The following is a 14,998-nucleotide window of genomic DNA, read 5'->3' as shown; positions in this document are numbered from 1 at the left end:
GAGGAAACATATGAGCTCTCAAGCATCATCAGTTGGACGCAATTCGCTGATTATGGCATCGGGCACTTTTGTGTCCCGTATCACGGGGCAGTTACGAACTATTCTGCTCGCTGCAGCCGTTGGGACAACAGGTATTGCAGCCAATGCATACCAGACAGGCACGATGATCCCGCAGGTACTGTTCACTATCCTTTCGGGAGGTGTTTTCAATGCTGTCCTTGTACCGCAGATAGTCAAATCCCTTAAGGAAAAAGACGCGAACGAGCGGCTCGATAAGCTTATTACCCTGTCTATCATCCTCCTTTTCGGAGTTACCGCTATTATGGCGGCCGGGACGCACCTTATCACGTCTTTATACCTGAATTCAAACTGGAACGCGCAGCAGCATGCGCTTGTAGATGCTTTTACGTTATGGTGCATGCCGCAGATATTCTTCTACGGCCTGTACACAATCCTCGGGCAGATACTGGCTGCCCATGAACGGTTCGCAGCATACGCATGGAGCTCTGTTGGGGCAAATATTATTGCATGCGCCGGCTTCGGGATCTTCATTGCCATGTTTGGCAACGCATCCCGCCAGCCTATGGGATGGTGGGATCAGAACAAGATCTTCCTGACTGCAGGCATGTGGACTTTAGGGGTTGCCTTCCAGGCAATCGTGCTGTTCATCCCTCTCTTTCAAACAGGGTACAAGTACCGCCCGCGTATGGGTATCCGCGGTATCGGCCTGCGGTCCATGGGGAATGTTGCTATGTGGAGCCTGAGCATAGTTGTTATCAACCAGGTTGTAGGCATCCTGACCACCCGCGTTACCAACGGCGCACCCATCCAGGGGAACGATCTGTATGGTATCGCCGGAAACGCTTCATATCAGAATGCATTCACCCTTTATATGCTGCCTTACGCACTTGTAGCTGTTTCCATCGCTACTGCTATCTTCCCACGCCTGTCGCTATACGTCACCGAAAACCGTATTGACAACGTCCGCGATACTCTGAGCTATTCACTGCGGCGATGCGGTATTATTATGCTGTTCATCACCGCCATGTTCGTCGCAATACCCGTACCGATCATCAAAGCCCTCCTGCCGTCAGTACCGCTGTCAGAAATTAACCTTATTGCGCCGCTGCTTATTGCCCTTGGGATCAATTCCTGGGCCGCATCGGCATTCCTTTTCCTCCAGCGCACTTTCTATGCCTTTGAAAACGGCAAATACCCTTTTATTTTCACTGTTATCCAGAACGCTGTCCAGATCATAGGGATCATGATCGCACAGTTCAGCTTTGCACCCCGGTACTGGACACTTGGTGTAGCAATTTCCGTTACTGTCAGCTATGCCGTCAGCCTTCCTGTACTGTTCTATCTCAGCCAGAAAAAGCTCTTCAACGGTACGCTCAATATTGCACGGATCGTGCTGTCCTTCGGGAAAACCGTTATTGCCGCCGTCATAACCGCTCTGCTAAGCTATTCCCTGTACGCTATCCTTATCCGGATTATGCATATACAGCTTTCAGGCGTACATGGCCATATGTCATGGATCCAGTCGCTTGTCATCTGCATAATCATCGGGATAATTGCGCTTGCGCTCTACACGGGTATCCTTGTACTGCTGAGGATGAACGATCTCGTCGATATCGGGATTTCTGCCGTAAAGCGCCTCCATCTTGAACGGTTCCCCCTGGGCGCGCAGCTCCTTGCCCAGCTTGAAAAGCGGCAGACCAAGAAGCGTATTATTGTTTCTGAGTATGCTGCTGACCTCAACGACGGCATTACAGCCGAGCCTCAGGCACTCCCCCAGATGGATACTTTCCAGTCAACAGATGCATCATATAACCTTGATCCACGGCCGGTACGCACGGTGGCCTCACGCAATGCGGCTTTTATAGGCCTTGACCGGAAAGCCGGAAAGGACAAGAGTGATGCAGGACGTACGGGCCGTCCGGAAAACGCCGGCCTCACCAGCCGGGCCGGTACGGATATCCATACTGCAGGAGGTTCTGGAAACAGTGCAGGTACAGCAGCTGCTGGTGCGTCTGATCTTCCGGTATCCGATATTGCCCCCCGGGCCGTACCGGATGAGGTCCGGCAGGGTATTGCGGGTACTGACGGTATCGGAAAGACGACTGTTTCATCTGATACCGTATCACCTGCAGCCGCACGCATCCCCTCCGCTGTACGCGCTGCCGGACAGGATGCCTCTTCTCCTGCCGCAGCAGCATCTGCGGCGTCCCCTCTTGTCCCGGCGGGAACAGGGGCAGAAACTGGCAGGGGTAATACTGCATCCGGTATCCTGCACCAGTCCGGCACTGCGCACAGGGACAGCCATACTATGAATATCCATCCGGGAGATACCGTCCTCAACCGTTATGAACTGCTGGAACTTCTTAACGAAGGGACCGGGATCGCTGCATTCAGGGCTTTTGATATCTCTTCTTCGCAGGAATGCCAGATTTTCATAACCACTAATAAGCATCTGTTCGATGAAATAGGCAACAGCGCTTCAGAGCTGACTCTGGCAAAATTTACTTTCAGTGAGCAGATCCTCCAGTCATACCGTGATACCGAGGCTTATATAGTTGCGATTCCGCGTGATAAAGGCATAAGCCTTGCTGATTATACGCGGCTCGATAGCACGGAAAGCACAGGGCAGCAGCCTGGCCGGCGTAATCTGCCCCAGCCGGCTTCATCAGCCACGCAGACAGCAGCTGCACACGGGCAGGCTGCACATGGCCCGGATGCCCGGCAGCATACTGTCAGTGTGGCCGGAGTCCGCAGCATTATAGGCGAACTGGTACAGATCGGGCAGACCTTCAAAGACCATGGTATCGCACATCACGCTATCACTGCGCAAACAATACGCCTGACCGGTACGCAGCTTATGATCGCCGATACAGCGGTTTCACGCATGGTCAGCACGTACGCCAATGAAAGCATCCAGGATACCGTCACAGATCCGGAACTGGCTACTGTAAGGCAGATAGCGGCAGTCCTGTTCCAGCTCATTACAGGAAGGGAATTTGACCCTTCAGCAGATACGACTTCGGCGGCACTCACCCTGAAGCCATCTTCCGCACAGGCTGCTTCCGGATCCGGGAATGATCCTGCTTCTGGCCCTACCGCCAAGCCTGCTGTTTCAGATACTGCAGCGGGGGCTTCAGCAAAAGCAGGTACGCCTGCAGCTTCAGGAAAGGCAAATCCTGTACCGGAGACAGCAGGTATACAGTATTCTTCACTTCTCGGCCAGGGTGAACAGATCCCGCCGGAATTCCTCCTGATCTGCGAGCGCGCACTCGGACTGAGGGATGCCGGCTCTCCTGATCCATCCCAGTCCCAGGGAGTATCCCAGGAAACATCAGGCGGGACAGTGCCTACCCCCATCTTTACGCTGCTTGAGCTGTCAGTACTCCTTGGTTCCTATACCCCATGGAAAGGGCTGTCATTCTCTGACGCCCATGGGCCTTTCCCTGATTCCCGGGCTTCAATATCACAGATAAGCCTGCAGATTGCCGGCATCAATGATAAACTCACAGTCCCCGGCTATCTGTTCCATAGCTCAGCGGCTCCATCTGCCCGCAGGAGTGCGCGTGTCATCCACTCATCGTCATGGAACCGTGACCAGCTTTTCCAGAAAGATAATGAAGTAAAACTCAGCCCTCAGGGAGATGACCTTTTCGGCGCATTCGATGATTCCGGCAGAGGCGCTGATGTTTCCCCTCTTACAGGGAACTCGCCGAAAATAGTCCCGGCAGCGTATCCGGAAGAAGCTAACAGCAGTACCCATGCAATCAACATCGGATCTTTGCAGGATACGTATACAAATACCAGCGGACCGCTTTCCGGGACGGAAGGTCCAGGATCTACGCCAGCCAATGATAACCAGTATGGTACTGCTGCATCAACTTCAGAAAGGCTCGCCCGTCTTGCAGCACAGCAGCCCCAGAATCCGCTTTCCTCCGGCCCGCGTCAGGCTGAAGCACAGGCTGGCTCTTCCCATGCACAGTCTGACGCTTCCCACGGATATGCTGCCCAGCTATCACATACCAGACCTTCTGTATCCGGCCTGCCAGGCCGCTCCGTTGGGGACAGAAGGCTAAATGAAAGCGCTGCCAATGATCCTGAGCTCGAAAGATCATATGATAGGCAGCAAAAACGTGCTGCCAGGGAACAGAGGGATTCTGTTGTACGCCACAGGACTGTAACAGTTATGATCGTCGGCGTCATACTCATTGTTGCGCTGGTTGCCGCATCCTACACTATGGGGCTGTTCCGCTTCCGTTCCTCAATAAGTAACGGGAACTCTCCCTGGCCAAGCCTGCAGGCGAATGAAAGTGTTAACGGGGATACATCGTCTTCAGGCCCCTCCGCACCATCATCAAGCTCTTCTTCCGGTTCCGGACCGTCAAGTTCCGGGGATACCTCATCATCTGGGGGTAGTTCGCAGAGCACATCCCCGGCTGCGCCATCATCCTCTTCCCCATCATCTCAGCCAGCTAATTCAGGGCCTGCCGCACAGGGTGTCCAGAGCGCTGCAGCTTTCCCTCAGACCAAGGCCGCACAGGGTGTCCCTGATCCGAATATGCCTTCAGGCACGGCCACCATTCGGCTTGCCAGCACACGTTTCCTGAATAAGCCTAACGGGCTCAAAGGATACGGAATGGCACTGACTTTCCGCGGCACTCAGACCATTACAAAGATACGGCTCAGCTCGCGTTCTTCCGGCGGCACAGGATACGTGTATGCGGATTCTGATTCCTCAAACCCGAATAACGGGTATCCGGTCGGGCAGTTCAGCTTCTCAGGATCCGGGGATACGGTGATTACACTCAGCCGTCCTGTTTCCACGGATCGGCTGGTGCTATGGGTCCCATCTGAATCAATGCCCTCAAACAACAGGGTATATTTCAACCGCATCTCTGTGTCCTGACCGGTAAGCCGGCACAGTCCAGCTCACGCTATATACAGAGCTGGGTTCACGCCGAATATACACTTTTCCCCGTGCAACTGTACCGGCTGTATCTTGTTTTAATGTGGCTGCCGTCCATTCCTGCACAGCGCCCGCATAGTTTACGAACTAATCCTGCAGGCCTTGCCCAGAGCATAGGAAGGAATAATACGGCATTCAGGCGGTTCTTACCTGTAGATAGATTTATAAAGGCGGCATCAGGAAAGTTACAGTACCGATAATGGCGGATGATACTGTGGACTATCCTCAGCAATGAGCCGTCCTGACGGCAGAAGCATTGGAGGAACCATGGAAAACCTTATATCGCTGAGTCCATCACGGAAGGTTAATGATCCGGCAGACCCGGCTGGCCGGAAAAATTCGGCAGAAATTGCCGCATCTGCTGCCCAGGCAGCTGAAACAGGTCCTGCAGTTGCCAATGCAGTTATCGTAGGGTCCGGGCCTGCGGGCTATACTGCAGCAATCTACCTGGGACGGGCCGGCTATTCCCCTATTGTCCTGGCAGGCGCACTGTCCCCCGGAGGCCAGCTGGTCAACACTACAGAAATTGAAAACTTCCCCGGTTTCCCCGATGGCATAGCGGGCCCTGAGCTTATGGATAACATGCGCAAACAGGCCGAACGGTTCGGGGCGCAGGTTATTAATGATGATGTTGTTTCAGCAGATCTGAGAGGAGGCATCAAGTCCCTTCAGACAGATAACAACGGGATTTTCCGCTCGCGAACGGTTATCGTTACAACAGGATCAGACTACCGGAAGCTGGAAGTCCTCGGTGAAAAAGAGTACAGCGGCAAAGGGGTCTCCTATTGCGCAACCTGCGACGGCTATTTCTTCAGGGGCAAACCTATTGCAGTAATTGGCGGTGGTGATACCGCCATGTCGGATGCCCTGTTCCTTTCACGTTTCGGCTTATCTGTTACTGTTATCCACCGCAGGGGTACTTTCCGGGCTTCCCGGATCCTCGTTGACCGTGCTGAACAGGATCCAAATATTACTTTTGTTCTTGACAGTACTGTTTCCAAAATCAATGGGGACGGTACTTCAGCCCAGTCTGTTAATGTCCACGATCTTAAAAACGGTACTGACACCGTACTGCCGGCTAACGGTATATTTATTGCGATTGGGCACACACCGCGCACAGGTTTCCTCTCAGGGCAGCTTGACCTGGATGATGGCGGATACATCAGGACATCCGGGGCGACTGCGCAGACATCATTGAGCGGTGTATTTGCTGCCGGTGATGTTGTTGACAGTGTATACAGGCAGGCAATTTCAGCAGCCGGTATGGGCAGCCGGGCGGCACTTGACGCACAGGGATATCTGGAAAATATCGGGATGACAGGCGGCCTCCGACCAGCAGTTTAACGGTTTTCCAGGGAAGCTGCATCCATTTAACAGACGCAGCTTGATGTATTTATATGCGCATAATTGCAATTTTACTAAAAGTACAATGCGGGCAGTACCCAGCCGGCCAGGACACCAGACAAGATAGGCAAAGATGACTGATCTTGGTCACAATCAGATCAAAACCAGCCGTCTGCAGTACCCTGTGATGAGCTTTGTCCCTGGCTGCCGTCCTGCTGTCCGCTTCCCTGCTGGATGACACTGATGATCCTATGAAGGTCTTCCTGGGATGTGAATGTTATTTCTATACGCCCTTTCCTGGACGTACCTTTAATATCTACCTTTGTATCAAAATAGTTGCTTAACTGCTCAATCTCCGGTGCCGATGCCCAGACATTCTGAGAAGGCTTATGCTTCTTCTGGCTTGCCCTGTGCGACTGCATCACAACAAGTTCTTCCGTACTTCGGACTGACAATCCTTCAGCAACGATCCGGGTAGCAAGCTTTTCCATCGATTCAGAAGACGAGAGAGACAGCAATGCGCGAGCATGCCCCGCAGAAAGGACGCCGGAAGCTACTTTCTTCTGGACGGAGGCCGGCAACTGCAGCAGACGCAGTGTGTTCGCGATCTGCGGGCGCGATTTAGAAATAGATTTTGACAGCTGCTCCTGGGTCAGGCCAAAATCTTCCATCATCTGCTGATATGCTGCCGCTTCCTCAAGCGGGTTCAATGCAACCCGATGGAGGTTCTCCAGCAAGGCATCGCGCAGCATACTATCGTCTGTAGCAGTTTTTACTATAGCTGGGATCGTCTTAAGCCCCGCTAAAATGCTTGCCCGGAGACGGCGTTCACCCATAATAAGCTCATACTGAGGTGCAGGGCTGCTGCGATCCTGCTCCTGGCGCATATATTTCCGGCTACGTTCCTGATCCTGTCTCCGTGCATCGCCATCAGGCTGCTGCACGGTACGCTTGTTCCTACCCAAATCACGGTTATCATCATGTTCCGTGCCGCGACGGCGGACGACTACCGGCTGAAGGACACCGACTTCTTTGATTGAATCAGCCAATTCCCTGAGTTCACCATCATCAAATACTGTCCTGGGCTGTTTTTCATTTGGTGATATTTCCGATATCGGGATTTCAGCAAGGTACCCGCCCTGAACCGGCAAAAGCTGATCGGGGTTACCCTGTCCGCTGCGGTTAACCGGAGTCTTACTGTTCTTAGACTCCTTATCTGCTGAGCCTAAGGGCTTATCCTGTTTATCCTTATTTGTTTTATTCCCGTCGTTTGTTTTATCCCTGCCGTTATCCGTCAGCTGCTTATCCTTTTCTGCTTTAACTTTCCCGGTTGCACTGCTGCTGAGCCTAGCCCCGGTGTCCTTTCCCTTATTTTCAGGATTCGCAGACTCCTGTTTTATCTCCTGAGAACTTTCGCCGGCACTGTGAATACTATTATGCTGAGCCTGTCCCTCTCTATTATGCTGAGTCCGCTCTTCATCATTGTTCACAGAAGGTTCAATTCCATGCGCAGAAGATTTGCGCTTTAATGTTTCACGTGAAACATTACCATTTTTGGCGACAAATGCTTTTGATCCCTGCTTTGCTTTACTGCCTTTATTATGCACATTCCTTTCAGATGTACCTTGTTTATGAGGATCCTTGCTCTTTTCCACAATTTTCGCAGCCGATGTTTCACGTGAAACATTTTCAGACGGATTCTGAACTAGGTCTTCTGTATGGTTCTCCGCTGTATTGGTATTTTTCTGCTGCTTTACAGCAGAAGTTTTTACTCCGCTGCCATCCGCTGTACCGCTATTCCGCTCCGGTTGCTGCACGCTCTCCGAAACCGCTGCTTTTGCCCTGTTATCCTTATGTTTATCAGCTGCAGTATCCTCAAGATCAGTGGTATCCGATTTAGCTTTATGGTTCTCAGTATCACTTAACTGTTCGCTGTCTGCTGCAACATCGCTTTCCCGGACACCGCTTGCTTCGAAAAAGAAATTACTTGGATGAATGGATTCAGCAAGCGAAGGCATACGGCGCTTCCCGACGCGGATCCTGCTCAGGACATCACTGCTGTCTGCTTCAGCTGAAGCATCATCACCGTGGAATGTTTCACGTGAAACATTTTGTCCGTTAGAATACGAAGTATCCTTCCCATGCAGCCTCTTCGGGCTATCTGATGCATCCTTGCCTTCGAATCCATGTTTCTGTCCTTCGTTGAACGAAACATCGCCTGCATTTTCCTCAAACGTTGGGAGCGTGGGAAACAACGCTCCAACACCTTTACCAAGGCGTGATTTTTTCGCCATTATTTATTTCCTTTCTCTGTTAGCCTTGCAATAATTCCCTCTGCTCTGTTATTGATTTCTAACGCCGCTTCACGATATGCAATCGATCCGTTCCCTTTAGGGTCATACGTAATAATAGTCTGATTAAAACTAGGAGCCTCGGAGATCCTCACTGACCGTGGAATTGTGGCATCAAGGACAATATCTTTGTAATGTTCCTTAATCTCACCATAAACCTCTCTGCTCAAAAGTGTACGTTTATCAAACATCGTTACAAGCATAGTTGAGATGACCAGATTATGATTTAATGAATTTTGGACAAGCTGGATAGTATTGAGTAACTGCCCAAGGCCTTCAAGTGCATAGTATTCAGCCTGGATAGGAATCAGTACTTCATGTACTGCACATAAAGCATTAAGAACCAGCAGCCCCAAACTCGGTGCACAATCAATGATGACATAATCATAATGCTTATCGCTGTTATTGATATAGTTATCAAGCTGCTGTTTAAGGAGCCCCGTACGGTTATCCATATCAACAATTTCCAGCTCAGCGCCGCTTAGGTCAATACTTGATGGCACTACATCCAAAGTATCAAACTCCGGACACGCTTTTACAGCATCCTGTATGCTGCTTCGGCCTTCGATCACATCGTAAACTGTGATATCATCGGAACCATGGGGGATACCTAAAGCAGTGGAAGCATTCCCTTGAGGGTCCATATCAATAACAAGGACATTCAATCCGCTGTCAGCAAATGCTCCTGCAAGATTAACAGCCGAAGTTGTTTTCCCAACTCCGCCTTTTTGATTGGATATAGCAATGTATCGGGTCTCGCTGGGATGCTGGAATTCAATTTCGTCCAGCTTACGGAGCCTGTCTTTCTCATCCGCCAGTTCCGAACCAAAACCGCTGGAGGAATTGCCAAAAATACGCTTCAGTATGTCCTGAGCAGACTCAAAAACTGGCTCCTCAGAACCGTCTCTGACGTTTTCGTCTGAAAATGTTTCACGTGAAACATCGGACATAATACCTCCTTGGTCGTCTTTTCTATTCTTCTATACTTCCTCGACACACGCAACTTTCAAAAGCTGATGTGGATAAGGCCTGTGGAAAACTGAGTAGAAAAGGTCTCAGATATAAAGTAAAAAAGTATATAAGCAGGTATATGGAGAGTTGGAATATAGAAAGCATAGGAAATATAGGAATATAAGAAGTATTAAGAGTGGATGAGGAAGAGTAAAAAAGGTATATGGACAAAAGTATCTTACATAATTTACACAATACGATACTGCTAATGGTATTCGGCTATTTACTGTATTCTCCGAAGATGCCGCTAATCCAAGATACCACTTTACGTAATGGAACCCTATTTACGGTTTTTCACAGAAATCCCTGCTCCAGGCGTATACTACTCAACGAGAGATCATACATAATGGAATACACACAGAATCGATGACCAACAATCAACGCACTACTACTGTAACTACATGTGTGGGCTCAAGCCCCTCAGCCACAGATGCTTCCTCCACTTTCCACGATACGGCATAATTCTTTTTCATCTCTTTTTCAGCCTTATTAAGCTCACTCTGTGCAGATTTGCCTTTAAGGGCAATCAGCTCACCATGCCTTTTCAATAGCGGCAAAGCCATTCCAGATAATTTAGACATTGGTGCAACAGCGCGGCACGTAACAATATCAAACCCCATAAAATGAGGATTTTCCCTTTTGAATGAATCAAAAGAACTTCCATTATCCTGTTCAGAGGCCGCTTCCCGGCTTCGATCAGGCTTCTGGCTCCGGGCTAAGCCCTGGTTCCAGGCAGGCTCACGGTTTGGAGCAGGTTCCCGATCCCAGACCGGTTCTTGGCCCCAAGCCAACTCCTGCTTAAAAACAGCCTCGTGATTGTGATCAAGCTTCGGATTCCCAATAAAATCCTGGTTCCGGTTATAGCTGTTTTTGCCGTTTCGTTTCAAACGACACCCTGGATTTCTCTTCTGTTTCCGATCACCGCGGTATTGTGCCCCAGATACACCATTAACAGCCTTCTTATAAGAAATAAGTTCTTCAGTACGGGCACGTACGACCTGTGTGTTAACAAGATCTAATTCATCGATTACTTCAGAAAGCCACTCACAACGCCGTTCCATGGGTTCAATAAGGAAAAAACTAATATCAGGAAGGGTGGATGCAAGCACGATACCAGGAAATCCGCCGCCGCTGCCAATATCACCTACAGCAGCTTTCTTCCCAGATCCTCCTTTTTTACTGACTTGCCCCGCAGCAGCTTTGATATAGGGGAGGAGGGCAGCCGAATTAAAGATATGCCTTTCCCACAGGATATCAACATCACGCGGCCCAATAATTCCCCGTAATACCCCCTCGCTTTCCAGCTTTTTATGGAAAAACTCCATCCTTTCTGAAGAATCCCTGAAAATACTCTTAATAAGAGGGGAGTTATCAAATTGATCAGCCATATACTGCAACGACCTTATGTGACGCAAGCCTTATTTTATAGTGAGGATACCCGTACTTCTGCCGGTATTTCAGTTGCCGTTATTCTGAAACATTACTGTTCCCTGCAATATCGGCATCACCTGCATGATAAACGTAACCTGCGTCACTGGCATCGCCATCTCTGGCAGTATCAATCTCATCAGCATCAGTTTCAGTCTCATCATCGTTATCTTCATCAGCATAATCACGCGAAACGGAAACACTGCCCGTATCTGCAGCATTATGGGCATACCGGTTTGCGAAACCATCAGTGCTGGAACCGTCCTGGGATCCACTGACGAAATCTTCAGCTTCATCAAACTCCGGATCATCAGGTCCGCCATTATCAAGTTCACCATCATAGCCATCATCAACGCTGCTGTCCTGCGCCCTCAGGTAAACAGTGACGTACCTGTCCGGCTCAACACCATGGGACCGCGATTTCAATCCCTCTTCGCGGACAATATCATGGACGATCTTGCGCTCAAAAGAGTTCATTGACCGCAGTGAAACCGGCTCACCTGTTTCGCGTACCTCATCAACAGCATCCAGGGCAATATCCTCTACATGCTTCCGCCTGCGTGTCAGATAACCGTCAACGTCGAGGATCAGATGTGAGCGGTCACCTGTTTTCTGCTGAACAGCAAGGCGGGAAAGCTGCTGCAGTGCGTTAACAACCTCACCATGCCTGCCTATAAGATTTTTGATATCCTCATCATCGTCAGCCACTATCTGTACGGTCGGCCTGTTATTACGCACAGCAAGCTCAATATCCCCATCGTAATCAATGATATCAAGCAGTTCTTCAAGATAATCAGCAGCGATATCAGCTTCCTCATTGAGCTGGTCTACTGTCTTTACGTCCTCATCTGCCATAATATGCTCCTTTATGATCCAGGCTTCTGTACTTCTTATAAATAACTATATTTCTTTATTATTTTCCGTTAATATTTTTCTCCGGGCCTTTTACGGACCGCCGTCAATTTTAACTGCTACTTGTAATGTATCATATTTGCACCTTTTCTGTACAATACGCACACTCCCTTACATAACAGGTTCCGCCCCGGACCCTACTTTTTCTTCTTTTTCCGTGAAGGCTGCTTGCGCTGGTGACCCTCAACGGAAAGGCGTTCCTCGGCTTCTTTCGCTTTGAGGAGCTCTTCTTCTTCAAGGGAGATCTCCCCGGCACGCTCACGGCGGGCCTGTTCTTTCCTGTAATCGCGTTTCTCTTTAGCTTCAGCAGCAGGGGAGCCCGGAGTTGGCATATTGTAAACCTGCCAGAGGGTCTGGCCCAGAGTCCAGATGTTATTGGTCAGCCAGTAGACCAGTACCGCGAACGGGAATGTGATACCAGAAAAGATATACATAACAGGGAAAATGAACGACATAAGCATCTGCGTCCGATAAGCCGTGCCCTGCATAGACGCTTTCGGCATATTGCGGCGGACATTATGCCATTGTGAATAAAACATAGTTAGACACATCAATGCAACGAAAATACCGATAGTGACTTTACCGCCCGAATCAGCTGTTGCAAATGTTGATGACAGTTTGATATTAAACAGCTGCGCATTGGAGAATCCCTGGGCAGCCGCCTTATCGAACGCCCCCAGAGGCCCGCGCCTGCCATCGGCAATATATATCACCGCAGACAGCGTGTAGAACATCGCCATAAATATAGGTCCCTGTATCAGAGACGGTACACAGGAACCCATAGGGTTCGCATGATTATCCTGATACACCTTCATTGTTTCGCGGCTCATTGCCTCGCGGCTTGCCCTGTCCGTTTTGCCTTTATATTTTTTCTGTATTTTCTGCAGCTGAGGCTGGAGTGCCTGCATTTTCCTCATGGACAGCATCTGCCGTACAAACAGCGGAAGGATGATCAGTTTGACCAGCACCACCAGGAGCATAACTGCAATGGACCATGCGAGCCCCTGAGCCCCGCTCAATCCGATTGCTGTAAGGACATCGTGGAAAAACTTGATCACGTACGCCATTGCTGCTTCGATCGGGCGCAGGATCGTATAGAACCAGCCGAAAAAGCCTCTATCTAATAACATAGGTTCCCCTTAATACCGCAGATCTGAATAAAAGTTCAGTATTCCTTGCTATTTCGCTATTTTCCGTATTTCGTACTGTCTAAATTATACATGAACGTGTGGCGAACTATTATCGTCATAACTATCTGTTCCTGCTAACGGAGCAATACGGAGTTCTTCATGCGCCTTCGACCACGTGAACCGGTAAAAAACCGAGAATTTCTGAGGCACGTCATCAATGCCGCCGTTACTCCATGGCCGGCATCTGGCCAGCCGCAGCAGTGCCAGAACCGACCCCCGGAAAGCCCCGAACCGTTTTACCGCGGTCAGTGCATACGTGGAACACGTTGGATAATATTTGCATGATGGGGGAGTGTTGGGGGAAATACAGCGGCGATAAAAACTGATACATCGTATAACGGCCTTCTGTGCCCAAGATGGATCTTTGCGCATTACCTGTATCCTATGTATTCCGTCAGTATTTCTGCCAGCATCCGCAGCATTGGTATTACCCTTATGCTTGGAAAGAAGCATTGTGCTGCTGCGCGGATTTCCCTCAGGTACGTCGTTGCTGGGGCCTTGTGATACCTGCGGTACTTGTGATGCCATGTGCTGATCCTCTACAAGCCAGTTGCTAAACCGTATTACGCGGCGGGCTTGTCTGCAGGATATTCGGCGGATTTTTCCCTTAACCCTGCATATATTTTTTCCATCTGGGAATCCAGCGCATCGAAACGCGCATAAGCTGCTGAAGGCTTTGCCCGTACAACTATATCAATACAGAGCGTTCCTGCCGAAGGAAGGTCAGTAAGATAGCCTTCATATTTCTTCGCCAGTACGCGGAGCCTCCGTTTAACTGTATTACGCATCACTGCATTCCCAACAGATTTGGAAACGGCAAGCCCTAACCTGATATCAATATCCCGGCATCCAGTAACAGGGCTGCTTTTTATACCTTTCCGGGGACTGCCAGGCTCCGGCTGACGATAGATACTGTAATGGAGCACAATATCCCGGGAGGAAAACTTCTGGTGCTTTTTCAGAACAGCAACAAAATCTTTATGGCCCTTAAGTCTGTCCATTCGCTGTTGCCTCCGGTCCAGTACCGCCCAAATAATAAATGGATAATAGTAAACGGCTATTATGAACAAAGCGCTGCTGTGCAGTGCCTGTTTATAGAGCTATGTTACTATGCTGCATTATCTGTATTTCCTGTAAACCTGTGTACCTTTGCACTTGCAGGTACAGTAAAACAGCCAAAGCCGCAGTTTACCTCTGCCTGCAGCCTTGGCTATATTGCTGTCCACACTCTCCTGAGACTATATCCTTAAGCGGAGAGTACCTTACGCCCCTTTGCACGGCGGCGGTTGATCAGCGCACGCCCTGTGCGTGTACGCATACGCTGACGAAAACCGTGCTTCATATGGCGGCGGCGATTGTTCGGCTGGAAAGTCCTCTTCATAGTAAAACGCTCCCGTTTCCTGCCACGCTTAAACGTGGCTCCTCATGAGTCAATCTCTATTAAGTTACTATTACCACTCTACATAATCGTATGACTATGTTTATGGAGAACCTCTACTTTATACCACGAATCACACCGTAATCAAACTTCTTCACATTCTTCCCCTCTTTGTGATCAATTTGAAAATGGGTATCAGTAAGCAACAGTAAAACTACACTGATGTAACTTATCAACATCAACGCTGTGAATATGTGGATATCTCAAGGATCTTGATTTTAATTTATCCACAAATTACACGCGTGTTATTCACATTCATGTATTTACAACACGCCCAATTGTGGATAACTTCTGTGGGTGCGATTATAAATGTTGGTACACATCAGAGAACTTATTTGGA

The 14,998-nt window shown here is 49.6% G+C and carries 9 protein-coding genes and 1 pseudogene; 2 read left to right on the top strand and 8 right to left on the bottom strand.

Annotation, left to right across the window (positions count from 1 at the left end):
- The first annotated feature begins 10 nt into the window (after nucleotides 1–10).
- Nucleotides 11–4,924: a murein biosynthesis integral membrane protein MurJ gene (gene murJ, locus HMPREF9156_RS0105985; RefSeq protein WP_007147874.1), complete on the top strand. Its 4,914-nt coding sequence runs from the start codon at nucleotides 11–13 to the stop codon at nucleotides 4,922–4,924.
- 327 nt (nucleotides 4,925–5,251) lie between these two features.
- Nucleotides 5,252–6,328: a thioredoxin-disulfide reductase gene (gene trxB, locus HMPREF9156_RS0105980; RefSeq protein WP_007147873.1), complete on the top strand. Its 1,077-nt coding sequence runs from the start codon at nucleotides 5,252–5,254 to the stop codon at nucleotides 6,326–6,328.
- A gap of 158 nt (nucleotides 6,329–6,486) precedes the next feature.
- Here trxB and HMPREF9156_RS07280 read toward each other — a convergent pair whose 3' ends face one another.
- The 8 genes and pseudogenes from HMPREF9156_RS07280 to rpmH all read right to left on the bottom strand — a co-directional run bounded on the left by HMPREF9156_RS07280 (nucleotide 6,487) and on the right by rpmH (nucleotide 14,601).
- Nucleotides 6,487–7,830, bottom strand: a complete 1,344-nt coding sequence (locus HMPREF9156_RS07280; protein WP_390156911.1) for a ParB/RepB/Spo0J family partition protein — start codon at nucleotides 7,828–7,830, stop codon at nucleotides 6,487–6,489.
- Nucleotides 7,831–8,621: 791 nt separating this feature from the next.
- On the bottom strand, nucleotides 8,622–9,629 hold the full coding sequence (locus tag HMPREF9156_RS0105970) for a ParA family protein (RefSeq protein WP_007147871.1): 1,008 nt from the start codon (nucleotides 9,627–9,629) through the stop codon (nucleotides 8,622–8,624).
- Nucleotides 9,630–10,067: 438 nt separating this feature from the next.
- Nucleotides 10,068–11,078 (bottom strand): 16S rRNA (guanine(527)-N(7))-methyltransferase RsmG, encoded by a 1,011-nt coding sequence (locus HMPREF9156_RS0105965; protein ID WP_007147870.1) that lies wholly within the window; start codon nucleotides 11,076–11,078, stop codon nucleotides 10,068–10,070.
- A 370-nt stretch (nucleotides 11,079–11,448) separates the two neighbouring features.
- Nucleotides 11,449–11,973 (bottom strand): annotated as a pseudogene (locus HMPREF9156_RS07345) (Jag family protein); the annotation flags it as partial.
- A 194-nt stretch (nucleotides 11,974–12,167) separates the two neighbouring features.
- Nucleotides 12,168–13,160 (bottom strand): membrane protein insertase YidC, encoded by a 993-nt coding sequence (gene yidC / locus HMPREF9156_RS0105955; protein ID WP_007147868.1) that lies wholly within the window; start codon nucleotides 13,158–13,160, stop codon nucleotides 12,168–12,170.
- Between the two features lie 84 nt (nucleotides 13,161–13,244).
- Nucleotides 13,245–13,592, bottom strand: a complete 348-nt coding sequence (gene yidD, locus HMPREF9156_RS07080; protein ID WP_081482459.1) for a membrane protein insertion efficiency factor YidD — start codon at nucleotides 13,590–13,592, stop codon at nucleotides 13,245–13,247.
- A 191-nt stretch (nucleotides 13,593–13,783) separates the two neighbouring features.
- Complete coding sequence (gene rnpA, locus HMPREF9156_RS0105945; protein ID WP_007147866.1) at nucleotides 13,784–14,221, bottom strand: ribonuclease P protein component; 438 nt, start codon at nucleotides 14,219–14,221, stop codon at nucleotides 13,784–13,786.
- A gap of 245 nt (nucleotides 14,222–14,466) precedes the next feature.
- The gene (rpmH, locus tag HMPREF9156_RS0105935; protein ID WP_007147865.1) at nucleotides 14,467–14,601 is read right to left on the bottom strand and encodes a 50S ribosomal protein L34; all 135 of its coding nucleotides are present in this window, start codon (nucleotides 14,599–14,601) and stop codon (nucleotides 14,467–14,469) included.
- Nucleotides 14,602–14,998: the final 397 nt, after the last annotated feature.

The organism is Scardovia wiggsiae F0424, from assembly GCF_000269605.1.
Classification (GTDB): Bacteria; Actinomycetota; Actinomycetes; order Actinomycetales; family Bifidobacteriaceae; genus Scardovia; species Scardovia wiggsiae.
The sequence above is the reverse complement of the archived record's forward strand: the minus strand, read 5'-3'. Positions and strand labels throughout refer to the sequence as shown.